Source organism: Auritidibacter ignavus, assembly GCF_029853775.1.
GTDB classification, from domain to species: Bacteria; Actinomycetota; Actinomycetes; order Actinomycetales; family Micrococcaceae; genus Auritidibacter; species Auritidibacter ignavus.
In genome coordinates this window covers 1,018,089-1,039,862 of record NZ_CP122564.1, presented here as the reverse complement: position 1 = coordinate 1,039,862, position 21,774 = coordinate 1,018,089, and the positions used below count along the sequence as shown (strand labels likewise).

The following is a 21,774-nucleotide window of genomic DNA, read 5'->3' as shown; positions in this document are numbered from 1 at the left end:
ACAAAAAAGGAGCCACACAGAATGTGACTCCCGACGTGATGAAGTGGCCCGCTAATCAGCTGCTAAAGAATGCCTTCAGGTCCTCATAGTCAGTCTTCTTAGCGCGCGACTGGGCCTCCCTGACCAGCGGCATACTCGTCTCAGGCGGCATCTCAATAGGCTTCTTCGACTGCGCTGCAAGACGATTCGCAATACGCAGCTCAATCAGCAGGTCATTGATCGCAGACAAAAGCGGCGTGTCCTCAGAAATACGTGTCGTACGCTTCTGATCAGACTCTTTGAATAATCCCTGCTCCGCCATCGCATCGACTTCTTCAGGATCATTCATGATCGCCTCGTTCGTCAGCGAATACGACGGCAACATGTAGAAAAAGTCCAGGACGGCTTGATACCGGTTCTCGGCAACCAGCAGGGCCAAGTCCACCCCGTACTTCGACGCGAAATCTGCGCGAAGCTGCGGGGTGTACTTAGCTACCAGTTGTCCGACTACTTGTCTTTTGGGTCATCCGCCCCATGCTGATTATTGAAATACTGTCCAGCTTGCGCAGAAATCTGTGCACGTTCAACAATCGTGGTTTTGGCCTTGAGCTTCTCGTAAACCTCTTCGCCAATCCACTCTTCAAAGAGCTGATCATTTGCTAAGACAAGCTCCTTGTACGAATCAGCAGTGTTGCCATGTGCCTTGTCCATCAGATCCATCATGCGCAAGTACCGCTCATCATCAAAGTAGTTGAAGTCCTCAAAAATGAGTTCCAAGTCTTTGTCAACGGTGAACGTAAACGCTTTCGCGGGCTTGTGCTCCTTGCGCAGCGCGGCGAGAGATTTGATAGGTTTTGTCTGGTCAGACTTTGCCATGGTGGCCTCCTGATAATGTGGGGATATGCTATTTAAGACAAAAAAGGTCGCCTTACGTGACGACTTACAAAACGTGTTGGATACAAACAAGATCAAACGGAACACCAAGAATAAGGCGCTTCTGAATGATCTGCTTAAAGACGCTGAGACGGTCGAGTACGCGCTGACATGCCGCAAGGGAAAAAGGTTCGGCGTCATGGTGACAACCGATCAACGCCTACTATGGGTTTCCACGATCGCTGGAATGCCAGACGTGTACACGATCGACCGCTCAGAAATAACCGGGCTAGATAGTTCCACAAACTCTGCGAATCTCACAACGTTTACGATTAATCAGGCCGGTCAGAAAACAGTGTTCGATTATGGTCAGAAGAAAGCTGTGGTTGAGCTAGTGAAGCAGCTCAGTTAGTCTTTCTTCTCCTTCTTCTGTGACTGCCCGGTAGCAGGTTTTGTCTTCTGCTCGGACCAGCCATGCAGTTTCAGGTTGTTATATTCGGCTTTCGTGCCAGGCTTGGTGGTTACCGTACCGAGCTGGTCATCCTTTTTGGTCAAGATCACGCCGGGTTTGAAATTCGACATTGTGTCTCCTCAAACTATTTGGTGGGGGGGTGAGGTGGCCGTGGCAATCCCCCGAGGCCACACCACAGCCACCGGTATTGTGAGGCTAGCCTGCTGCGAGGGCTTTGAGTGCTGCGACTTCTTCCTCAGTGAATTGAGGTTCAGCATCCTTGCCAGGCTCGCCCTTGTCACCCTTCGCGCCTTTCGGGCCAGGGGTCAGTTCGATCGCATCAACGTTGGTACGGACTTCCTTAATCGCGTCGTACACCGCGTTGTGATCCTGAACATGCGTATCCGCGCCCTCGACCGCCTTGGCAGGCAGGTCTACATTCCATTCAGCCATCACAGGCTCCTTTCAAAATGATTAGAAAACAGATCATCCCGTTACCAAGCATTTAGTAGCTTGGAAGGTAACGGGCTGTTATTCCCCCGACTCGTCGCCACCACCAGCAGCAATATCAAAACCCAATGCTTTCGCATGACGAAGCGGCCCAGTGCCAGCAATAATCTCACGCGACGGGATGCCTTCAACCGCATCATCGAGTGCAGTAAAGCTCACCGGCCGGTCCATCGTGACGCCCTTCGCCCACGAATACGCATCACGGGAGGACAGCTGCAACGCGAAATACAGTTTGCCCATAATCCACTGATCCTCAGGCGGACCATCCACGGACAAAACCAGGCCACGGTACTCAGTCAGAATGGGCAACGACGGGTCATCAAAAACCACTTCACCATTCTCTGACATCTCCAGGCCAGAGTAGTCAGCACCCCGGACCACGCCTTCAACAAACTTGTTGTACGATTCCTGCAACGTGACTGAAATGCCACGCTCAGTCTCGCCGGGATCTTCACGCGTGTTCGATGTGTACCCGACAGATGAAGATCCTTCAACCTCAAAACTGTCGTTGAATTCCACACCATCATCAGTCAGCAGACCGACCGGATGGAACCCAATCCTGACAGGATCGATCAGCTCGTTACCGGAACTAAAAAGTGAGGTCGGAACTTCGACAGACTGAGGCGCAAGATACACGATCTGCTTCAGCCCACCATGCCGGCGAAGCTTACGATTATGGCCCTCGGCCATCAACGCTTCAATAGTAGCCATAATATTTTCTCCTTATTAATTGATGGACCGTGACACGGCCACAAGGTCGAACACAAACACGATGCTTGTTAGACCGGGTGATTCTTGTAGGAAGGGTGCCTGCTCAGATTCGATATGATCAAAAAACGCAAGCTCTGGATTCATGATGTTTGGCTCAATCGTGACGCCATCATCTAGCAGTGATGAATGGATGACCTCAGCAATTGACTCAGCAGTCCAGTAGTCATGCCCATACAGTGAGAACCTGGTGCGTTGATTTCGCATACCATTCGCGTCTCGCTTCTGCATGTTGCGACCATGCAAGATCACTTCACCAGAGGCAGGGTCAATCGTGGTTAAAATCAGTGATGTCACCACCTTGTGGCCCAGGATTTCCTGGCCATCGAAATGACCAAGAAACGAAGCCACGAAATTCGGGAATACCATCGGGTCAGTCATTTCTGAGACACCTGCCTCATAGCTGACAACAGGGCCGCTGTCGTCGCGCCTGGATACCATTGCCCCTCGACAACAGCGCCATTACGCGGTTCGTTTTCCCACCCCGCATACAGGCCGACACCTCGCGCCGCGTATTTCCCTTTCGGGTCCAACGCATTCGCAGCAGACACCAACCTTGACGCGCCCAGTCCAGCAGCCTTAGACGCCACCTTTGAAACACCAAGAGCACGCATACCAGCCGGTTTCGACTCGTAATACACATTCTTTGTTCTCTTGCTATACCCCCTCGCCATGCTGATTCACCCGCCTGAGTATCGTCTCAGTACCAAACGGCCACTGATTCGACGGCGCCTGAACCTCCCACCTGCCAGCATTCATCAGACCATCACCAACGATGATCAAATCGTTCTGCTGAAACATTTGGGTTTCGTGGTACAAGGCCGCATCAGAATCAGACCATGCGCCATACTGGTCTTCGTTATTCATCGACTTCGGGCCCAAAAGGCAGTTAGTCACTTCAAACTCTTCGACCGGCAACGGCCTACCAAACCGGTCGAGCCCACCGCCGCCACGCTCAACTTTGACCGTGATGAACCAGGATCTCGGGAAAGGCCACACCATTAGTCATCACCTCTCATAGATCGGTTCGCCCGCAATATCAGCCCCACAGGAACAACGGGTGGCCCCAAACATCAACGAGCACCAAGGCCGATGTTGTTCTAACCCTGCTACCTGGCCTGTGACTTGGACACTGAACGCTTTCTGCTGTCCGTCACCCAGTGATCGTTTCTCATTCTTTGTCAGATAGAAGTCTCCGTGCGGATTCGCAGGTGACCCTCCCATGCTGAATGGGCCAGTGCCAACACTGAATTGAGAGAAACCAGAAAGGTCAGCCGTAGACGCTTCCATTGAGCGACGAACCACGGCGCACACCACACGACGGCGCGTGGACTCTTTCGCGTCAGCAGACGATGGAACCATGTCCAGAATGAACTGCGACGCATCCTCTAGCAGAGTCGCTGCGTGATCCTCCGAACCAGCGGGCATGTCCGGCCAGCGGGCCTTGAGCTCTTTTACCGTTGCGAATGGAAACGGTTTAACCGTGTCAGCCATGACCGGACCTCCCAACTAGTTGTTCTCTGACCAGCCCGTTATCAAGCAGCTAGTAGCTTGGAAGATAACGGGCCGTCATTCCCCCGAATCGCCACCGCCGGTCTCAATGACCGCGAACCGGTCAGTGAACACGTACCAGCCGTAGACGATCTCAAGACGCAATGCGATCTGGTTCTTGCGTTTCAAGTCGCCCTGACCATCAGGGTCACCGAAACGAATCAGCTCAACTGGAAGGTCCCGCTGGACACCCCAACGAATACCGGACTGGAAATCACCAACAATGCCACGAACACCAGTATCAGATGCTTCAGGGGTACCAGAAACCGTGTTGCCCTGAGCGGTGTTGACACCCATGAATGAGGTGATGTCGGTGCCGAATCCAAGATTCGGGTACCGCTGGATACCAGACGGGTCACCATTAGCGAGCTTGGTCTGCAGGTTCGACAGCTCCCAAGAGAACCGTGGATCAACCGCGAAACCATTCACACCCCAGGAAGTGTCCTGCTGCAACAACAACCCAACGGCCTCACGGACAACCTGGTCCGCCTCAACAGTGCCGTCATAGGTGACACGCTTATCGGTAGCGTCCAGGTAGTTATCCCATCCGGTGATGGTATTACCAGTCAGCGGGTTAATACGGTGAATCAGGCCAAGATCCAGGGCGCGAGCCAGGGAGACCTGACCAGCATTCGCAAGGTCCTGGAAGATGGACAACTGGTGATCCTCAGACGCCCACTGCACTTCCTGGTTGAACCGCATCGTGACCTGAGCCTTACGAGGCTTCGCAGTCACCGAGCTGTACCCGCCAGAAGTAGACGACTTATCGTCACCTTCTTCAACAAATTCCGCTTTCGGGAAGTCATTGAAGATCATGTAATCAGTTTCACCAAAAAGCTGCGGTTCACGACCAGACAGCTGCGCGACAGTGGACAGAGTGCGAGACTCAGTGATCATGCCATCCGCAATATTGCGAGGCATCAGCACCTGAGCATCACTAGTACCGAAAACGGCCATGATAGATGCCTTTCTATAAGTCAGTTACCGAATAGCCCACGAACGGCTTTCCGCTCTTCGCTATCCTCAACGTTGTTTGGTCTTTTCTCCTGGCCGGGAATCACAGGGCCAGTGGATTGCACAAGAGACTTCAGCACTTCCGCGTGAGCTTCCAACTCATCTTTGGTCGTGCCACGCAAAGCATTAGCCGGTACACCAGTCGCTTCAGACACCTCAGCAATCAACTTGGATTGCTCTTCCTTGGCCTCAAACTCGGCTACCCGATCTGCTAATGATTGGTTCTCTGATTCAAGTTCCTGAGCACGCTCAGCAGCGGCCTTCAGATCCTCATAATCAGAAAACTTGTCTCTCTCGCGTTGCAACCGTTCCTGAACAATCCGGTTCACGTCCTCCTGCGAGAACGTAGACTCAGTCTGCTCTTGGTTTGGTTGCTGTTCTCCCGCTTCTGCGGTGTTCTTCCCAGTGTTTTCAGACAACGCTGATCACACTCCTTCTCCGTAGCTCGTCAGCATTGATAAACCCCGAAATAACGGTCGGGTGCCGTTCACCAGCGGGAGTCCACTGGAAGATCTATTTGATACCGAGTTCGGCGCGCATCGCGGCCAGGATGTCACTGGTCTTATCCGCGGCAGTGTGTTTTTGGCCGTCTTTCACCCAGTAATGATTCCGCTTCGTCGTGCCGTCTTTCAGCGTGGTCTCTTTCCACGCCAAAGACCTGCCCTCGTCAGCGTTCTGAGCGGCATTCTCATACGCTGCGAGATGCTGTTCTTGGATCGCCAAAAGCTCAGCCTGGTTGTCCTGGGTCAGGATCACAACCTCACAACGACAGTAATCGTGGAAATCCTCCCCAAGTTTCCGTGACCCACGAGGACGAATCCCTTTCGCCAACCGGTGCGACCCAATAGGCGTACCCCGCCCCACAACACCAGTAGCCGACCGCTCAGTATAAACCGCACCACGAGAAGCCAACATGCTGCAAAACGCACAGCATCCAGGCTGGGGGACACGCTGCGCGCTATAGAAGTTATCGCGTTGCTGTTCAGCGTTCCCGATCATCGTGTCCGCCGCAGCTTCCGTGAGTATCTTCGTCAACCCGCCCGCAAGACGCGAAAACACCGCATCAGCACCCAGCCGCTCAAACACGTAATCAGCAGCAGACCAATCCACCAACGACCGCCACCGGTTCGGGTCCTCCACGAGCAACGTGTCAGCACGAACCGGTTTCGCCACATCCTGCAACGACATCAGCTCATCAAAAAACTCAGCTGCCACCATCGACGTCGCACCAACATACCGGTCACCCAAATCAGGCATAACATCCCGCAACGCCTCACGCTGCACACGTGGCGACTCCGGCAACACCGACACCATCAACGAGTCCAGGTCATCCATCGCAGCGTCACTAATAACCTTCCGCAACGACGAATACGACCCCAACACGCTAGACGGAATCATCATCAGCATTCACCACGCCCGCATCAGCAGCAGCACGAGCACGCACAGAACGCGGCTCAAGACTCGATATGCGATTCAAGAACGAACCCACAGCCGAACTACGTCGGTCCGCATTAACCCGCTGAATCTGACCCTCATCAAAGATTTCTTCGAGCACCACGGTTGAATCAGCAAGTGTCGGAATAGAAGCCAGCTTGACCGCAGCGTCAGCACGAGCAGACATCGACCGGAACTCAGGATCAAGGAACACAGTAGACAACTTGTGCGACTCAGCAGGCGGCTCTGACAAGCCATCACGAACCATCACCGCATACTGAGCAATCTGCTTCACCGCAGACGACAACACGAACTTATTCTGATACTGAACATCAATCAACAAATCATGCTCATTCGCCCGAATCGCCTCAGCAGACGACGGCTGATCATGAATGATCCCCAACGACGACGGCGGTATGCCCGTCTCCCCGCTAAAAGCCATAGCCACGGTACGCAACATATCCGAGTGCGGCGTCATCGTGGCCTGCTGCATCTGCTTGACGGTCGGAGCGTTGCCGTCCTCATCACGAGTCAACGCAACAAGCCGGTCCATCGCCAGCTTGAACTTTTTCTGCTCCGAAACATTCCCAAACGCTTCAGGATCGATACCCTCAACCGCCAACTGCGGCGAGCTATAGAACTCGGCGTTACCTTCCATCCGGACATAGGCTCGCACAGCCATATCCGTTAGCGACATCACCGGGCGCGTAATCCGCGACCGACCAAACGGCTTACTCGTCTGCGGATCATAAGTAACCGGAACCATCAACGCACGGCCAACAGGATTCGCAGACCGCTCAGCCACCCACTTACCAGAATCGTTGCGCTCACAAATCAGCACAACATCATCCAGGTACACGACAAACCTTGACGGCCCCTTTTCGTCGAGCTCTGAAATCGTGATGCCAGCCTTGATGCGACGGTTCCGGTAATCCCACAACGCCGCAGCAGATTCAGCTTCATGCGACTGAATCTGAACATCCGGCTCACCCTGAGCGCCCCTAGCAACCGTCACGAATGACACGCCATGCTTATACGCCGAAACAACCGACTGCGAAAACTCCAAACCAAAACTGTTCTGACCCAGAATCTCAGACAACTCAAAAGGATCATCCGACCCAGGCAACCGCAGACCATCAAACTGCGAACGGATAGCAGCCTTCCTGACCGCCATATTCGCCCACCCAAGATAAAACTTCGCATTCTTCAACTGCGGCGGCAACATCAGATTCAAATCCTTGAACGCCTGCTCAGCATCATAATAAACAGATCGCTCAAGATTACGGGCCAAACGACCCTGCCACACTCGAATCAGGTCACGAATCGTGTCCATCTCAGCATCGGTGACATTCACAATCGACAAGTTAGCGATGTCCCGCACGCTCAAATCGATCACAACATCACCGCCTTCCTCCCTGGTCTACGATTCGTCACACGAGCACCCCAGTGCGCTAATGTCACAGCCTCAAATGAAGCCACACTGCCACCATCCGGAGCTTCCCAACCAAAGCCGCCAGCAGTACCAATCTTTCGTTTCAAAGCCGCAACCACCTGGCCATCAAGTGCCTCCTGGCCCGTATGTATCAGGCCACCATCACGAATAGCGGCCTCCATCATCGAATGAGCCGCTGTCACATCATCAGTAGTCGGCGTCAAAATCGTTTTCGCAGAGACACCCTCAGCCCTAAGAGCGTTCACAAGATACCCGACACCAGACTTCCCATCAATCACAATCTGCGCCAAATCCGTATGCCGCTCAACCAGGAAATCAACCAGCCACTGAGTGCCCCCGCTAGTAGACCGCTGATCAATCGCTTCAACCACAAACGGTAACGACTCATCATCCGGTTTCACCGCGCCAGCCACAGCAACAGTCGAACCATCAGGAGTGAACCTGACACCAACAACCCGACGACCCTCAGACGCCAACTCAACCTGATCTGACGACCCACGACGTGCGGCCCACACCTCAGACTGAACAGCCTTCTTGCCTAACTGCTCTTCATCCCAAATCCCTAAAGCCTCACGGAGGAAAGACTCAACAGACCCGAGCAACTTCTTGACGCGAAGAATCGCTGTCTCCGTGGTGCGACCAGGGAACGACGGATTAGCTTTCTTCCACTGCTCCCGGTCATCAGGGTTCGCCCGCTTATCAGCAGAGAACTCCACATACAGGGTGTCAGTATCGTCACCAGACAGCGCATCAACACGACGACTCGTAAACACCTCACCAGGATCACCAGGACGAGGCGGCGTACCCATCATCAACACAAGCCCATTCGGAGCCGCGTTCGTCGCAGGAACCATATCTTCCATGGCTTTCTCAGTCAGGATCTGAGCCTCATCAAGCACAAGCACATCAACCTTGGCAAAACCACGACCGAAACCATTCTCACGAGCACCAAACAAAACCCGTGAACCATTCGCAAATTCAACAGCCTCAGTGCCAGCCCCGGTCAACACCCGTTTGACATACGCGGCGACACCAGACCGTTTCGACATCGTGTCCATCGATTTGAAAGTCTCCTGGTGCGTCCTAGCCCTGTGAGCAGACCACAACACCAGCATGTCCGGATTCATCGCACACAGTGCAAAAATCAAAACACCAATCGTGTACGTCTTCCCAACCTGACGCGGGATGCTGACCACTGCCCCACCGATACCGCAGGCGTACATCCCATTCTCACGCTTCGCCAGAATCGCCTGACACAACCCCTGCTGCCAACGATCCAACGGTGTCCCCATGCGCTCGATCTGTGGACCGAGCAAAGGGAAATCAGACGACACAATTCCGTCCGGCATGATGAGATGCCGAGCTACCTCAGATAGCTTCGGAGTTCCAGATGGTGCTAATGTTCCCATCCTTCACCTCCGCATCCTTAGCCTGCTCAGCTTCTTGCGCCTGCAACTGCTCAATCTCCTTAGAGACCTCCATCATCCGCTTCGACAACGACGCCAAATCACGCGCCAAAGTCGTATCAGCATCCAAGGTGGCAGCAATCCGACGACGCAGAGCAATCAACTGGTCCAACTGCGAACCAGACTCAGCAGCCTCGTAAATCGTCTTAGGAGCCTCCCTCAACCCGTCAGGCACCGATGCGCCGTCAACGGCTTTCAAACGCTTCTTACCGGCCATACAGCACCTCCTAAGCTGTGTCCTGTCGCCCCGGGGCCCTGTGGAAAAGACTGAAAATATTCAACTATGCCCGGGGCGCTAGATTTGGTGTGACGGGGACCGGGTGCCCCCTGGGCCGGGGCGCGGGCTTCTAACACACCCGAATCCAGAAGGCAACCCAGAACCTATCTTTTTTCGAAAAACTTTCAAAATCTTTTTACCAGTCGAGGGCGGTCTGGTACTCCACTTTTCGTACTGCGATTACCCCGTGTTTCGCGCCGAGTTTGCCGCCTGACCGCTGGTTGCAGTTGCGGCATATGGTCCGCGTGTTTTCGAACGCGTCTGGCCCGCCTTGGCTGTGCGGGATGATGTGGTCTGGTTCGGCGCTGTTTGGTCGTCGACTGTATTCCCAGTCAAGGAACGTTCCGCAGTCTGGACAGTGTGTTAGTCCGTTGTTGAAGTCATGATCGAGTCGCTGTTGCCTGACTCGTCGCCATCGTGCTGTTCCTGTTCGTGATGAGTTTTGTTTCATACTCATCACTTCCTGTGGTCAGCTGTGGTTCTCGGCGTTGATTGTTTTGCCTTGCGCTATGAGCTGCTCGATGACTGTTCGTGCGTGGTGTCCGCAGAGTGTGAGTTGTTTGCCGCTGCGCAGGGTGATGGTTGTGGTGGCTCGTTCTGCTGGGTGGGCGTCACATACGAGCATGGGGTCCCCTTTCGCAGGGTGGGGGTGGCATGCCTGTGGTGGGGTACCACGTCAGGTAGAGGGGGCCTTTTAAATGGGGTGGACCCCGCCCATAAGGAGGGGTCCTGCTGGAAGGGTCGGGTCGTATTAGTTGGTGGGGGCTTCGAAGTCTAAGTCAAACTCTGCCATCTCGACTGGGAGTGCGTCTGTGCCGCCCATATAGCTACTACCTCCGTTGATTCCGAGGCGTGTGAGCTCGTCTGGGAGGCTTGTTTCTTGGGAGATAAGCCATACGTCTTTGATGGCTCCGGGTTCAATATCGTTATCATATTTGTCTACGAGAGCTTCAAGTTCATCGTACTCTTGCATTGCTGCGTCATCTGAGATGTCGATGTCTTCCCATACTGACCAGAGCGGTCCTGACATTGTTGCGCCGAAGTCTTGGTATTTGTATTCTTTGCCGTCGGTGTCGTATCCGGTGATGTCGTCGACGGTGAATTGTGATTCGCCTTCTCGGTTGTCCACTGTGACTTTGATGAAGGTGGATTCTTCGTCGGGGATGAGAGATGTGAAGATGTGGTTGATTTCTTCGGTGGGTTCGGTTGGGATGGTGAACTTACCTACGGATCGACCGTCGTCTCCGATGAAGTAGTAGTCAGCGTCGGTGGGGTAAGTTCTGACTGTGTTCATGGGTTCTTCGTTGGCTGGTTCAGATGCAGCTGCGGCTGTTGGCGTCGGGTCTTCTGATTCTGCCTGGTCACTGCATCCTGTGAGGGCGAGTGTTAGTGCGAGGGCTGTGAGTGTGGCTGGTGTGCGCGGTTGTTTCATGCGCTCAAGTTTAGCGGCTCTTCACAATCGAGGGTGTAGACGGGGGTCTCGGGGAAGTGGCGCGTCGATAGCTGGATAGAGGTCGAGGCCTTCCGATGATGGAAGTTCCTACACAAGCCATCTGAAAGACCTCGACGTGCCTAACGCTACCTTCGACGACTGTGACCTGACCAAGTTTTGCCGGCTGGACGAGCTCGGCCTTCAAGCTACCGGGCAACGGGTGGAGCCCGGGCGGGCGGTACTGGCCTGTCGGGTGGTGGAGCCAGATGAGTGGTGTCACCGCTGTGGTTCTCAGGGCACCGCGCGGGGCACGGTGATCCGCCGGCTGGCGCACGAGCCGCTGGGCTGGAGGCCCACGACTCTGCACGTCACGGTTCGGCGCTACCGGTGCGCCGACTGCGCCCACGTCTGGCGCCAGGACACCACCGCCGCGGCAGAGCCGAAGGCCAAGCTCTCCCGCCGTGCCCTGCGCTGGGCCCTGGAAGCTCTGGTCGTGCAGCACCTGACCATCGCCCGGGTCGCCGAGGCGTTGGGGGTGCGGTGGAACACCGCCAACGACGCCGTGCTGGCCGAGGGCAAGCGTCTGCTCATCGACGACCCGGCCCGGTTTGACGGGGTCACCGCGATCGGCGTGGATGAACACGTCTGGCGCCATACCCGGCGTGGCGACAAGTACGTCACCGTGATCATCGACCTCACACCACTGCGCGTCGGCACCGGTCCGGCGAGGTTGCTGGACATGGTCGAGGGCCGCTCCAAACAGGCCTTCAAGACCTGGCTGGCCGAGCGTCCGGCTTCCTGGCGGGATGGCGTGGAGGTGGTGGCGATGGACGGGTTCACCGGCTTCAAGACCGCAGCCACTGAGGAGATCCCCGAAGCCACCACGGTCATGGACCCCTTCCATGTGGTCCGCCTGGCCGGAGACGCGCTCGAGCGATGCCGCCGGCGAGTCCAGCAACAGGTGAACGGCCACCGGGGCCGCAAACAGGATCCGCTCTACAAGGCCCGCCGGACCCTGCTGACCGGGGCCGACCTGCTCACCGAGAAGCAGTATTCCAGGATCCAGGACCTCTTCGAGGCTGACGAGCATGTGGAGGTCGAGGCCACGTGGGCGTTCTACCAGCACATGGTCGCCGCCTACCGCCAGACAGACAGGGCCGAGGGCAGGGCGATGATGGAGCAGCTGATCGCCAAGCTGGGCCGGGCAGTGCCGACCAAGCTCATCGAGCTGGCCGGTCTGGGTAGGACGCTGAAGAAAAGGGCGGCAGACATCCTGGCCTACTTCGACCGCCCCGGAACCTCCAACGGACCCACCGAGGCCATCAACGGACGACTCGAACACCTGCGCGGATCCGCCCTGGGCTTCCGGAATCTCACCAACTACATCGCCAGGTCCTTGCTCGAGAGCGGAGGATTCAAGCCCCGTCTACACCCTCGATTGTGAAGAGCCAGTTTAGCCCAGGGTTTTCTCAGGTTGCAGGTTTTGTGCCCGGCCCTTGTGGTTTGCGTATCCGGTGGGGCCGGGCTTAAACAAAAAACCCCCTGACCAAAACGGTCGGGGTTTCTGTGTTGCTCTCGGAAAATCAGACACTTCACCGGGGCACTCACTACTATAGCAGATTTTTATTCGGTTTGCGATGTGTGTGCTGGTGTCCCGTTGATGGGGGCGTCGTGGTTGATGATGCGTGCGAGGTTGGCCATTGATGCTTTGCCTTCCCAGGTGGTTTTGCAGTTGATGCAGGTGGCCCGGTGTTTGTTGAAGGTGAGGCAGCGTTTCCTGATGTTTTCGCCGGCTTCGTGTCTCCAGACGTAGGTTTCGTGGCATTCGGGGCATGGCGCGCTGAGTTCGACGCTTGGTTCGAAGAGTGCTTGGATCTCTCGGACCCATCTGGCTAGGTGCTTGTTGAGGGTGGCTTCGTCGTGTTCGTCGTTGGAGTTCAGTGCGACGGATGCCCATTGCTGGATGCGCCTGTGTAGTGGGGTTCTGGCGAGGTGTGGGCGCCCGTAGCCTGGCCAGTGTTGCAGCGTGGTTTCTGCGATTTCGTGCCAGAGGTCGAGTGCGTTTGTGCTGAGTGGTGCGCTGGTTTGGTTGCCGCCTCTTCCGCGTGATTTGCCGGTGATGGCGTCTTGGAGTTGGGCGAGGTAGGAGTGTACTTCGACGTATTGGCGTGTTCCGTCGTCGTTCTCGATGGTGGTTTTGTGTGTTCTGGTGAGTTGGTGGAGAAGGTCGAGAGTGTCAGTAGTCACTGTTTAGAATCCTCCGTTGGTGTGGTGGCTGTTTCTTCGGCGACTTGGTGGATGAGGTCTACGCAGGCTGGGCTGTGTCAAGGATTGTGGACAGGTCCTCGGTGATTTCCTGTGTGTCAGGCCGCCCCGGGTAGGTCCTCGGCGGCGTCGGCCTGAGCGTCGGCCCAGGTGAAGCAGAGTTCGCCGTAGTAGGTGCTGCCAACGTCGCGGGGGTTCATGTGGTGGTCGCATAGTTTGCATTGCCAATACCAGGTTGAGAATGTTTGCCCAGTGATGGGGTTTGGTCCGCGCCAGATGCGTCGCACTTTGACGATGGGCCGACGTTTATGTTTGAGCAGTCTCATGAATGGTCCTGGCGGGCTGAGTAGGTTGTGGAAGTAGTCGAGTCCTGCCGGGAGTTTCCCGCCGTTGTCGCGAAAAGTGGTCATTAGAATCCTCCATGTGGTTCTCTGAGTTTGCTGTAGTGGCCTGCGAAGTCGAGTGTGAGTCCTCCTGGTGCGCCGTGGCGGTTTTTGGCGACGATCATTTGGAGTTCGTGAGCTTTCCCCTCGTCTACGATGTCGCGGTGGAGGAGCAGTACCACGTCGCTGTCTTGTTCGATCGACCCCGACTCGCGCAAATCGGAGAGTTTCGGCATGCCGTTATTTCTACCTTCAAGTTCACGGTTGAGCTGGCTGAGCATGACCACGGGCACATCGAGTTCCATAGCTAGCAATTTCAGGTTCCGGGACATGTCGGAAACAAACTCCTGCCTGGCCCGCTTGTCGTTCGGCGCTTGCCCCATCAGTTGCAGATAGTCCACCACGACACCGGCCAGAGGGTCACGACGATCCACATTCCTGGCAAACCGGCGTATCTCCCCGATGGTGACCTGCGGCGACTTATTCACCGCGAAAGGCCGCCTGAACTCGTTACGCCATTCCGCGATCTTCCGATAATCGACGTCCGTGAGCTCAGACGGCGACATGAGCCGGTTCATCGGTATCTGCTTCTGATTAGCCAGAATCCGCTTGTTTACGTCATCCTGGGACATCTCAAGACTGAACAGCGCAACACCGCCGTGTTGTGCCATCACTAACCCTAGTTCGATACCCAACACGGATTTGCCGACACCTGGCCTTGAGCCGACCGTGTATACCGCTCCTGGCCTTAGCCCGCCGATGATCCGGTTCAAGGACGGCCACGGGGTCTCAATGAACGTGTCACCCTCCGTGAACGTTGCTACCGTGTCGCCCATCGTTTCCCACACGTACTGAACCGGGCTAGTGATGTTCACGCGGGTCGTGTTGTCGAGTTTTTTTCTCGCCTCATCGATGAGCGCGTCCACGCTACCGGGCTGGCCTGCTAGGTCGATGATCGACCGGCCCACGGTTGCTAGCCTCCTACGGGCCGCGTGCTCAGCGACGATGCCCGCGTAGTAGTTCGCTGAAGCAGGGGATGGTGCGACCTCTACAGCCTTGTGGATCAGCGATGGCTCTACCGGCATGTCACTGTTCGCTAGAGCGTGTATGAGTGTCACCTGGTCTACTGGTTTCCCGTCTTGGACCATTTTCTGCATGACCCGCCAGACTTGTTCCATGACGGGGTGACGGAAGTCTGTCGGGTCAAAGTCCAGTTCGGTGAACGCTCGTCCAGCACTGTTGAGTGTTGCCCCGATCAGGCCGAGTTCTGCTTGTTCCAGTTCATCAGTTTGTGCCATGAGTCATCCCCTGAAGATCTTGAGGGTTGAGGTCGTGCGTTGATCAGCCAGTTACTAAACGCCCGGTTCCAGTCCACGTATTTACGGTCATTGGCTATTGCCCAGTTCTTGAACTTCTCAGCTTCTTCTGCGAGGTTCAGGTTCTTCTCTGCCCCACGCTTCTTGTGAGAGTCGGTAGGTTCCCAGTCGTCTGGGATGCGGGTTTTGCGGGAAGGCTTGGACTGCGCGCCTCTCTCACCTTCACCTTCACCTTCACCTTCACCTTCATCGACGAGTGCACGACGAGCGCCCGACGAGCGGGTGTCTTTACCTTCGTCTTCCGCCTTGCTTGCACGTCGTTTGCTCGGTGAGCGTGCCAGCTTGTCTTTTGGGTAGAACTTCACATCAGGGTCGAACTCACACGCTTCACAGAAAACTAAGAATCTGCGGTCGATCTTCTGATGATGAGGAAGGTTCGGGATCGACAAGTGTCCTTCAATCCGCTTCACCAGCCCGATATTGACTAGCTCATCAACAAGCTCTTTCACGTCGCAGTTATCCATTGGAAGTAACCGGACTTTGAGTTGCACCGGGTTATCTTCGACGTGCCCGTTATCGCACGCTTGAGTCCACATGCCGATGAATAGCCAGCGTGCTAATGGTGAGATTTGCAGGATCTTGTCGTCAGTGAAAGTCTCCGGCTTGATCCCGCGCATCTTAGCCATTGCTGAGTCCTTCCTGCGCTTGGTCTAGGTATCCGAGTAGTTCTGGTCCTTCGTTTGACATTTCGTTTGCGAAGAATGTGGGCATGTCGTCTGGCATTCCCTTGAGTGCTTCTACGAATTTCCTGATGTCTCCAAATGTGGTGTTGTCGTCTAGGTCAACGCTGAGTTTTAGGTTGTACTTTTCGCGGCTCATGTTGGCTCCTCACCGGTAGGTGAGCTGTTTGAGTTGGTGTAGAACACTGGCAGGTATATGGCTGTTTTCTGGGGTGACGCCCAGGTGGTCGAGGGCAAGCAACAAGACGTTCAGACTGACCCCGAGCTCTTTCCTCGCGGTGTTCACGTGAACATAACCCCGATCAACCATGCCCCGGTATTCGTCGCGGGTTTTCGCTGCCTTGTACCTGCCGAGGTGAAAAAGTCCACAGTGTCGGCACTTGTAGGGGTTACCGTGGACGTGACCACTGCCTTGTCTGGCTCGGCGTGCTTGTTTGCGGCTGGTGTACCCGCGTTTGCCAGTCACAGGACAGGTCCCGAAGTAATCGCCAGCGCGGGAGTGGAATGATTCGTGAGACATAAACGCCTCTTAGGTAAGGTAGCTGGGGCCAACGTGTGCTGACCCCAGCTGTTAAACAAAACAACCGCCTCATTGGGCGGTCAGCTTGAATATGGTGTGTGCTTATTTCCGTTTGGCGAATCTGCCAAGGTGGTCACGGGGTGGGAAGGACTCGCAGTGCAAGGCGATGCCGATTGAATTGCCGGTTGACTTCGAGTCGTTCACTGGCGTGTGCGCTTCCACAGCGTCATCAACTAGCTGAATGATCTGGTCATCGTCCAGGTGTTCCAACGATTTGACGTACTCCCGAAGCTCTGACAGACGCACTGTCTTCGTTGCTGATAGGGCGCCTTTGAATTTCAGGCGGTAAATAAAGTTGATCATGTCGTCTCCTTGATGGTGATGGTGATTCCTGCGATGGGTCGTGGATCGCCTTCTCGCATGTCTGGTCCGGTCAGGTGAGCATTCGTGTCATCTGGCAGGACGCCGTAGTCAATGAGCCCGTCAATGGCGGCTTTTGCTGTTCCGTAGAGGTTGTGTACGTCGTAGGTGCGCCTGTTGCTCTTGTGGACGTGCACGGTGATGTGAGCGCGTTTTAGCCCTGTTGGGAGTTTCATTTGACGCGCTCTAAGTGCTGTTGCTTGGCGCCATAGCTTCGTGTTTTTTGCTTTCACGGCCCAGTGTTGGCGTTGATTCGCGTTTATCCATAACGGCTTGCCTCCTTCATGTGGGGCCGTCACAAACAGCTCGTATTCAGTCATCTTGTCATTTGAAGTTGTCACCCGGTCCATGCTGAGTTCATTGACCTGTTGACCCAAAACCGGCACCCCCTCTGTCTGTGCCACTCATCGAGTAGGTTTCGACCACAAGGGCGTGAACGTATTCTTGGATTACGAGTTGGCAGAATCGTTCACCGTCGTGGATGGTGTACGGTTGCATGCCAGTGTTATGGACGACTGCCATAATTTCGCCACGGTAGTCTGCGTCCACAACGCCGGTTCCGTTAGCGAGGGACAACCCGTGTTTTAGTGCGTGTCCTGACCGGATAAACAGCATCCCAACGTGCCCGTGAGGTATTGATGCTGCAATACCTGTTGGGACAGCTACGCGTGCTCCTGACGCGATCCTGGTGGACCCTAGCGCATATAAATCAAGCCCAGCTGAATCGGCTGAGCCACGTGTTGGAAGTTTCGCGTCCGGGTTTAACTTTTTAATTGGTAACTGCATGGGCTCTCCTCGAAGGCGTGTGGGTCATGGCTGGTTTTCTTCTTCGATGTGGTTTGCGATGTCTCTGAGTTGTTGAGCCAAAAGTTCGGGGTTTGTGTTGGTGAATACGGCGTATTCGCCCATCCCGTCGATGGCGATCTGAGACACGTGTTCCCCGATAGTTTCAGCAGATTTCAGGCTGTACGCAGGGTCAATAGGTTTCTGCGGGTTGGTCATTTGTTGTCCTTAAGTTGTGAAAAGATTTCTGTTTGCCAGTGGTAGTCTTCGCATAAAATACAAACCCCGTCCTTCATGAGAAGGCGGGGATGAATTCAACATTCATGCCAGCTCCTTTTCTTCGGAGGTCGAGAATTTCACGAGGGGCTCACAAGCTGGCCCGCAGTACCAGATCATTTGAGCACCGCAATCTGATGGCATCGGCACTGGTATCGGGCGTAACAAACGTTGTAGATTGTTTTGCAGCAACCGCGCTGACAGTCTGCTGAGTCTCTGCTGGGCTGCTCCCGCCATTCAAGGGTGGTATTCGTCATTGGTCTCCTAGGTGCAAGTGAGGCCCGGCCAAACAATGCGTCTGACCGGGCCTTGGGTAATAAAAAAGACACCCGAAAAGGTGTCTTGACTAATTCGTAGTGCTACGGGTCAGAAAGGAGGGTTGCCACCTTGCTGTTGTCCGCCACCTGCCCATGCGTTTTCTGGCGCGTTGTTCCAGTTAGCAGCAGGGGACGACTGAGGCTGGTTAGCCCGGTGGACTAACCCAACATGATCAGCCGCAACGTCTAATGATTCGCGCTGCTCACCGTTGTGCTCGTACCGTCGAGTTTGCGAGCGCCCAGTAACCACGACTTGTTGCTTCTGGCCTTCCTGGATAATGTCTGCCAGGTTCTCGGACTGTTTCCCGAATACGGTCACGTTCCACCATGTCGTTCCAGTGTCTTGCCATTGATTGTGCTGGTCGAACCGGCCATGACTTTCCGCAACGCTGAACTGGAAGCGCGGTTTGCCGTCTTGGGAACGCTTGAGGCCGAACACCTTGCCGACATTGCCTCGAAAACTGACGTTCGCCATTACTGTTGGTCTCCTTGTTGTGCTACTGCTTGAATCTTGTTGAGGACTTCTTGTGGGGCGCCGGTTTCTTGTGCTTGCGTCCATAAGGCCCGCAGATCGTCAGTGTTGCCCTGGCAGTCAGAGATCGCCTCATCCCAATCAGGGGCAGCCTGTGGGGACTGCTGAGGCTGTTGCTGCGGTTGTTGGGGGAGTGGTTCAACATAGAAGTCTTTCCACTTGCCGCGCCCCTCAGGCAGAGCCAATACTTCTGGTTTCTCGATGTGACTCATGCGCGAGACACGAATCCCGCCGACTTCTTGGCCTGCCCATTTCACGGTCGGATCGTTGTAGATTTCGATTTGCCGGCCAACCCATGCCGAACCGTCGTTACCCCATAGGTGGGCAATAATCCGGCGTACAGTCAGGCCGGGTTTGAAGTAGCGTTTAGGGTATTCAGCCACGGTGATCCAAACTGGCTGGTCGTCACCCTTTTTGACCTTCACCTCGGTGATGGTGATGATCGTTGGCTGGGTAATGTCGGAAGCATTGATTTGGTCAGATTTTGCGACTATGGTGCCACTGATATCCACATTCATGCTGCACCTCCTATAAAGATTTCGTCATCCAGCAGGGACTCATTTTTCATGGATTCCCAGGGGGTTAGTTCTTGGGTGAAGATTGCCTCATAACCAGTCCACCCGCGCTCTTGTGCGGCCTTGTAGCGGTCGATGGCATGACCAATGCGAATAGAGCCTTCAGTGAGTGCGTCTGGGCTCATGCGATGAACTGAGACCACGTGCGGTTCTGATTTCTCGACTGCCACGAATAACCAGTCGTACTTGTCTCCGGTGACAGTCTCTAATCCGTTGAGGTAGTGGGATGCTTGAACGTAGTAGGCGAGGTCGGAGATTTGTCGTTTGAAGTCATTTGGTCTTGCTGAACGAACCGTTTTCAAATCCACTGCGAGCTTCCGACCCTCATGCAACGCGTCGATACGGGCTTTCATTGGTACACCGGATTGCTCCCAAAACAGGCTGACTTCTGGTGCATGGTCGGTGAGTAGATCACGCGCAATGTCGTGATGGTACACGGCGGCTTGCATCCCATGAATTGGTTCCATCATGGTTGCCCATTCCGCATTATTCACTGGGATCTTATTTGCGGCGTAGGCGGCGTCTCGTGCTTCTCGTGCCGCTTTCGTCCGGTAGTCGTTGGCATCTACCTCTACGATGAGGTGATCCATTGAGCCTTCCAAAATGAGTGCGTGAGCCAGCGTGCCGACGTCGTACTCTTTCTTGTGCTCGTCGTGTTCGAGTAGGTGTTTGACTTCTTGGAGGCTGATTTCTGGGTCAGATAAATATCGTATTGATGTGCTGCCGAATGCTGGGTTAGCAAAGTATTCTTCTGCCGGCAAGTTATGAATTATCTCGGTCATATCCGTGCTCTTTTCTGGGATCGTCGTCTGCTTCGGCTTGTTGGTTGCGGTTACGAATGCTGGGGTCGAGGATTCTGTCCATTGGCTCATTGTGTTTCCTGGTCGAATAGTTTGGGTGAGCGTTGTTGGCGCCGTCTTTCCCGGTCAACGGTTGTGTCTATCCGGCGCCGTCTAGCGTCGTCTTCACGTTCTTGTGCGAAAAGGATCAGCTCTTCCGCCTTCGCTCGGCTGATCTCCCCTTGCTCCATGCGCTCGATAATCTGCTCAATCTCACCCATTAGGTTGTTTCCTTTCATGCTGCCTTCTTTCTCTCCACAAGACGTGCAATAGCAGACGCGCCAGCCGGAGTGATCTTCAACGTGTGCATCACCTCGCCACGGAAACGCGGCACATCATGATGCAGCACGGCTTGGAAGCAGTTCTTCTTCTCCGCATACGCGCTATACCGGGTAATCGGGATCTTTTTCTGCTTCGACTGCGACCAACGTGAAGTGTGCTGAGCATAAATCCATCCAGCACCCATCAACATCTGCCGTAATTGCTGCTCACCGATCTTCAAATCACTCGCCACAGTGCGGAAAGACAGCAGGTCCTCATCAGCAACAAACGTGTCGTGATAATCAACTTTCGGGGCGTCCTGCTCAACCTTCGCTTCCAGAGCCTTCACCCGGCCAGCAGAGATCTCTAATGCCCGATGCAAGATCTCATCCTCAGACATCTCAATCTGCTGAGGAATCTGAGTCTCAGCAACACGAGTCTGAATCGCGAAATACGACTGAGCGCCAGCAACTTCTGGTTTTCGCGGGTCGCCGTTCATGGCGACCAGATAGCAAGCGAACCGTGGCATCAAATAGTCTTCACGTGGACGGCCACCAGACTTTTCACGGTTGACCTTGAAAAGGGTTTCGGGGGTGTGACCTTGATTCGCTGATGCGCTCATAGCACGTTCAATCACTGGACGGAAGTGTTGCCAGGTGGGGTAACCCATGACTTCCATCAGGTCACGTGCTGACCACCACTCATTACCGTGTTCGTCGGTCTGCTTGATCGCATCAAATGGTGATTCGTTAGTATGCGGTATAATATGTTGCATCTTGGTTTTCCTTTCTTAAACCAAAATGCCCGGTGTTCCCGAACCGGGCTTCTTCTTTTTTCTGTGGTAGTTATTTTTCGTTAATTGCTCCATGTGGTGCTCACAGACCGGGTTGTCCGTGTCCCAACCAGGAACGTGGACGGCGGGCTGGTCACACCGGACGATGCCTTTATCCGTGACCATTGCCGCGCTACAGATCGACGCACGTATTGCCTGGGTGACTAAACTTCTAGCCATCAACCGGAACCAATGCTTGACGGCCGCATCACCAGTCGGATCCTTATACGTCGTCGGATCAAAATCGCATTGCAATTCCTCATCCTCTTTAACGGCATCCTCAAGTAACCGCATGTAATAGTTGCTGATATTGAAAACCTTCTTGGACGACAGCTTCAGACCCTCTTGTTTAGCGGTCTTTTTTATGGTTCGGTAAACATCCCAGAACCCAGTTGAACTATTTTTGGACATGCCAATAGACGCTCCTTTCAGCATTTGCTTGCCGAGAAACCACCCCAGTAGTGGCACGGACTTAGAACCTGGGTACGCCAAAAGGCGGCGTGAAAT

General features: G+C 54.7%; 33 protein-coding genes. 2 read left to right on the top strand and 31 right to left on the bottom strand.

All coding sequences use genetic code 11. From position 1 onward, the window contains the following. Positions 1-55: 55 nt before the first annotated feature. Together QDX22_RS04670 and QDX22_RS04665 are read right to left on the bottom strand one after the other, a co-directional pair. Positions 56-424 carry a hypothetical protein gene (locus QDX22_RS04670; RefSeq protein WP_122548824.1) on the bottom strand — a complete coding sequence of 123 codons (369 nt, stop codon included), beginning with the start codon at positions 422-424 and terminating at the stop codon, positions 56-58. A gap of 62 nt (positions 425-486) precedes the next feature. Continuing rightward, positions 487-855: a hypothetical protein gene (locus tag QDX22_RS04665; protein WP_122548823.1), complete on the bottom strand. Its 369-nt coding sequence runs from the start codon at positions 853-855 to the stop codon at positions 487-489. Between the two features lie 25 nt (positions 856-880). Between QDX22_RS04665 and QDX22_RS04660 the strand changes: the two genes are divergently transcribed. After that, positions 881-1,264 carry a PH domain-containing protein gene (locus QDX22_RS04660; RefSeq protein ID WP_122548822.1) on the top strand — a complete coding sequence of 128 codons (384 nt, stop codon included), beginning with the start codon at positions 881-883 and terminating at the stop codon, positions 1,262-1,264. On the opposite strand, the gene QDX22_RS04655 is transcribed toward QDX22_RS04660, so the two are convergent. The 14 genes from QDX22_RS04655 to QDX22_RS04600 form a co-directional block, all read right to left on the bottom strand. Further along, positions 1,261-1,434, bottom strand: coding sequence for a hypothetical protein (locus tag QDX22_RS04655; RefSeq protein WP_166769916.1), 174 nt, complete (start codon positions 1,432-1,434; stop codon positions 1,261-1,263). The two genes, QDX22_RS04660 and QDX22_RS04655, sit on opposite strands and share 4 nt — an antisense overlap. Positions 1,435-1,519: 85 nt before the next feature. Further along, positions 1,520-1,756, bottom strand: coding sequence for a hypothetical protein (locus QDX22_RS04650; RefSeq protein ID WP_122548821.1), 237 nt, complete (start codon positions 1,754-1,756; stop codon positions 1,520-1,522). A 78-nt stretch (positions 1,757-1,834) separates the two neighbouring features. Then, positions 1,835-2,524, bottom strand: a complete 690-nt coding sequence (locus QDX22_RS04645) for a hypothetical protein (RefSeq protein WP_122548820.1) — start codon at positions 2,522-2,524, stop codon at positions 1,835-1,837. 15 nt (positions 2,525-2,539) lie between these two features. Beyond that, positions 2,540-2,962 (bottom strand): hypothetical protein, encoded by a 423-nt coding sequence (locus tag QDX22_RS04640; RefSeq protein WP_122548819.1) that lies wholly within the window; start codon positions 2,960-2,962, stop codon positions 2,540-2,542. Positions 2,963-3,238: 276 nt separating this feature from the next. Further along, complete coding sequence (locus QDX22_RS04635) at positions 3,239-3,583, bottom strand: hypothetical protein (RefSeq protein WP_122548817.1); 345 nt, start codon at positions 3,581-3,583, stop codon at positions 3,239-3,241. Positions 3,584-4,150: 567 nt separating this feature from the next. Further along, complete coding sequence (locus QDX22_RS04630; RefSeq protein ID WP_279718088.1) at positions 4,151-5,089, bottom strand: hypothetical protein; 939 nt, start codon at positions 5,087-5,089, stop codon at positions 4,151-4,153. Positions 5,090-5,109: 20 nt separating this feature from the next. Then, entirely contained in the window at positions 5,110-5,565 is a 456-nt protein-coding gene (locus QDX22_RS04625) for a hypothetical protein (protein WP_279718087.1), read from the bottom strand. A gap of 94 nt (positions 5,566-5,659) precedes the next feature. Beyond that, entirely contained in the window at positions 5,660-6,547 is an 888-nt protein-coding gene (locus QDX22_RS04620) for a VG15 protein (RefSeq protein WP_279718086.1), read from the bottom strand. Next, positions 6,531-7,976: a phage portal protein gene (locus QDX22_RS04615; protein WP_279718085.1), complete on the bottom strand. Its 1,446-nt coding sequence runs from the start codon at positions 7,974-7,976 to the stop codon at positions 6,531-6,533. The genes QDX22_RS04620 and QDX22_RS04615 overlap by 17 nt, the downstream gene beginning before the upstream one ends. After that, on the bottom strand, positions 7,973-9,382 hold the full coding sequence (locus QDX22_RS04610) for a hypothetical protein (RefSeq protein ID WP_279723939.1): 1,410 nt from the start codon (positions 9,380-9,382) through the stop codon (positions 7,973-7,975). Before QDX22_RS04610 ends, QDX22_RS04615 begins: the two co-directional genes overlap by 4 nt. A 19-nt stretch (positions 9,383-9,401) precedes the next feature. Further along, a complete protein-coding gene (locus tag QDX22_RS04605) occupies positions 9,402-9,716 on the bottom strand; it encodes a hypothetical protein (RefSeq protein WP_279718083.1) in 315 nt (104 codons plus the stop codon). 196 nt (positions 9,717-9,912) lie between these two features. Next, the gene (locus tag QDX22_RS12080) at positions 9,913-10,227 is read right to left on the bottom strand and encodes an HNH endonuclease (RefSeq protein WP_183145584.1); all 315 of its coding nucleotides are present in this window, start codon (positions 10,225-10,227) and stop codon (positions 9,913-9,915) included. A gap of 18 nt (positions 10,228-10,245) precedes the next feature. Beyond that, entirely contained in the window at positions 10,246-10,401 is a 156-nt protein-coding gene (locus QDX22_RS12075; RefSeq protein ID WP_425248473.1) for a DUF7455 domain-containing protein, read from the bottom strand. A 126-nt stretch (positions 10,402-10,527) separates the two neighbouring features. Then, the gene (locus QDX22_RS04600) at positions 10,528-11,208 is read right to left on the bottom strand and encodes a hypothetical protein (RefSeq protein ID WP_279696364.1); all 681 of its coding nucleotides are present in this window, start codon (positions 11,206-11,208) and stop codon (positions 10,528-10,530) included. A gap of 136 nt (positions 11,209-11,344) precedes the next feature. Here QDX22_RS04600 and QDX22_RS04595 point away from each other — a divergent pair, with 136 nt between their 5' ends. Further along, complete coding sequence (locus QDX22_RS04595; protein WP_117328628.1) at positions 11,345-12,652, top strand: ISL3 family transposase; 1,308 nt, start codon at positions 11,345-11,347, stop codon at positions 12,650-12,652. Positions 12,653-12,831: 179 nt separating this feature from the next. Here QDX22_RS04595 and QDX22_RS04590 read toward each other — a convergent pair whose 3' ends face one another. From QDX22_RS04590 to QDX22_RS04525, 15 genes are all read right to left on the bottom strand, one after another. Next, positions 12,832-13,455: a DUF7341 domain-containing protein gene (locus QDX22_RS04590; protein WP_122548808.1), complete on the bottom strand. Its 624-nt coding sequence runs from the start codon at positions 13,453-13,455 to the stop codon at positions 12,832-12,834. Between the two features lie 116 nt (positions 13,456-13,571). Next, positions 13,572-13,883, bottom strand: a complete 312-nt coding sequence (locus QDX22_RS04585) for a hypothetical protein (RefSeq protein ID WP_122548807.1) — start codon at positions 13,881-13,883, stop codon at positions 13,572-13,574. After that, complete coding sequence (locus tag QDX22_RS04580) at positions 13,883-15,154, bottom strand: replicative DNA helicase (RefSeq protein ID WP_122548806.1); 1,272 nt, start codon at positions 15,152-15,154, stop codon at positions 13,883-13,885. The genes QDX22_RS04585 and QDX22_RS04580 overlap by 1 nt, the downstream gene beginning before the upstream one ends. Continuing rightward, positions 15,112-15,858: a hypothetical protein gene (locus QDX22_RS04575; protein ID WP_122548805.1), complete on the bottom strand. Its 747-nt coding sequence runs from the start codon at positions 15,856-15,858 to the stop codon at positions 15,112-15,114. The genes QDX22_RS04580 and QDX22_RS04575 overlap by 43 nt, the downstream gene beginning before the upstream one ends. Further along, entirely contained in the window at positions 15,851-16,051 is a 201-nt protein-coding gene (locus tag QDX22_RS04570) for a hypothetical protein (RefSeq protein WP_122548804.1), read from the bottom strand. Before QDX22_RS04570 ends, QDX22_RS04575 begins: the two co-directional genes overlap by 8 nt. Before the next feature lie 483 nt (positions 16,052-16,534). Next, entirely contained in the window at positions 16,535-16,795 is a 261-nt protein-coding gene (locus QDX22_RS04565; protein ID WP_122548802.1) for a hypothetical protein, read from the bottom strand. Further along, positions 16,792-17,256, bottom strand: coding sequence for a RusA family crossover junction endodeoxyribonuclease (locus tag QDX22_RS04560; protein ID WP_279723938.1), 465 nt, complete (start codon positions 17,254-17,256; stop codon positions 16,792-16,794). Before QDX22_RS04560 ends, QDX22_RS04565 begins: the two co-directional genes overlap by 4 nt. Then, positions 17,210-17,638 carry a dUTP diphosphatase gene (gene dut / locus QDX22_RS12070; protein ID WP_122548800.1) on the bottom strand — a complete coding sequence of 143 codons (429 nt, stop codon included), beginning with the start codon at positions 17,636-17,638 and terminating at the stop codon, positions 17,210-17,212. The genes QDX22_RS04560 and dut overlap by 47 nt, the downstream gene beginning before the upstream one ends. A 24-nt stretch (positions 17,639-17,662) precedes the next feature. Beyond that, positions 17,663-17,854 (bottom strand): hypothetical protein, encoded by a 192-nt coding sequence (locus tag QDX22_RS04555; RefSeq protein ID WP_122548799.1) that lies wholly within the window; start codon positions 17,852-17,854, stop codon positions 17,663-17,665. Positions 17,855-18,277: 423 nt separating this feature from the next. Then, on the bottom strand, positions 18,278-18,703 hold the full coding sequence (locus QDX22_RS04550) for a single-stranded DNA-binding protein (RefSeq protein WP_166769919.1): 426 nt from the start codon (positions 18,701-18,703) through the stop codon (positions 18,278-18,280). After that, positions 18,703-19,278, bottom strand: a complete 576-nt coding sequence (locus QDX22_RS04545) for a hypothetical protein (protein ID WP_279718081.1) — start codon at positions 19,276-19,278, stop codon at positions 18,703-18,705. Before QDX22_RS04545 ends, QDX22_RS04550 begins: the two co-directional genes overlap by 1 nt. Further along, complete coding sequence (locus QDX22_RS04540; protein WP_279718080.1) at positions 19,275-20,207, bottom strand: PD-(D/E)XK nuclease-like domain-containing protein; 933 nt, start codon at positions 20,205-20,207, stop codon at positions 19,275-19,277. Before QDX22_RS04540 ends, QDX22_RS04545 begins: the two co-directional genes overlap by 4 nt. Next, positions 20,204-20,413, bottom strand: coding sequence for a hypothetical protein (locus QDX22_RS04535; RefSeq protein ID WP_279723936.1), 210 nt, complete (start codon positions 20,411-20,413; stop codon positions 20,204-20,206). The genes QDX22_RS04540 and QDX22_RS04535 overlap by 4 nt, the downstream gene beginning before the upstream one ends. After that, positions 20,410-21,210, bottom strand: coding sequence for a phage antirepressor KilAC domain-containing protein (locus QDX22_RS04530; protein WP_279675277.1), 801 nt, complete (start codon positions 21,208-21,210; stop codon positions 20,410-20,412). The genes QDX22_RS04535 and QDX22_RS04530 overlap by 4 nt, the downstream gene beginning before the upstream one ends. 15 nt (positions 21,211-21,225) lie before the next feature. After that, the gene (locus QDX22_RS04525) at positions 21,226-21,678 is read right to left on the bottom strand and encodes a hypothetical protein (protein WP_122548795.1); all 453 of its coding nucleotides are present in this window, start codon (positions 21,676-21,678) and stop codon (positions 21,226-21,228) included. Positions 21,679-21,774: the final 96 nt, after the last annotated feature.